This is a genomic window from Acidovorax delafieldii 2AN (assembly GCF_000175235.1).
Classification (GTDB): Bacteria; Pseudomonadota; Gammaproteobacteria; order Burkholderiales; family Burkholderiaceae_C; genus Acidovorax; species Acidovorax delafieldii_B.
This window is the reverse complement of record NZ_ACQT01000632.1, coordinates 1-534: the sequence shown is the minus strand read 5'-3', so window position 1 is coordinate 534 and position 534 is coordinate 1. Positions and strand designations below refer to the sequence as shown.

Genomic DNA, 534 nt, shown 5'->3' with positions numbered 1-534 from the left:
CGGCCGCGTGGCGCGCGAGCAGGGCGGCTTCCTGGGCTGCGCCGGCCAGGGCCAGGTCCACGATGTACACCGCCAGCAGGTCGGCCTTGCGCGCGTCAAAGCTGCGCTTGAAGACGTGCAGTGCCGTGATGTCGGCGTCGTCCGCCAGTCCCAGTGTGCGGGCGGCAAGGGCGCGCAAGGCGGCTTCGGGCTGGGTGTCGGGATCGGACGGTAGTGCGGACAGCGGCAGCCGGAGTTCGGAGAGGCGGATCATGGTCTTGCGGCCCGTGGTTATCGGGCGGGGTGCAATGCAGGGACGGCGATTTTACCGGCCGGGGCCCTGGCCAGCACACGCTGCGCCGTCGTGGGCCGCTGCCAGCAGCGGTGCAGCCCTTTCATGGATCGGTCCCTGGAGTGCTCTGCTATTAATAGCTGATGGAGATTGCTGCACAAGCGCCTGCGCCCCATTTGATGCTCAAAATGATTTCCGATGCCCCGTGCCGCTCAGTGTTGCCCGTCCCCGTCAGCAGGGCGCGCTTGCGCACCGGCCGCACC

Annotated in this window: 1 pseudogene; it reads right to left on the bottom strand. The window is 68.4% G+C overall.

Annotated elements, in window-relative coordinates:
- Positions 1 to 253 (bottom strand): annotated as a pseudogene (locus ACDELDRAFT_RS23460) (FAD-dependent oxidoreductase); the annotation flags it as partial.
- Positions 254 to 534 lie beyond the last annotated feature (281 nt).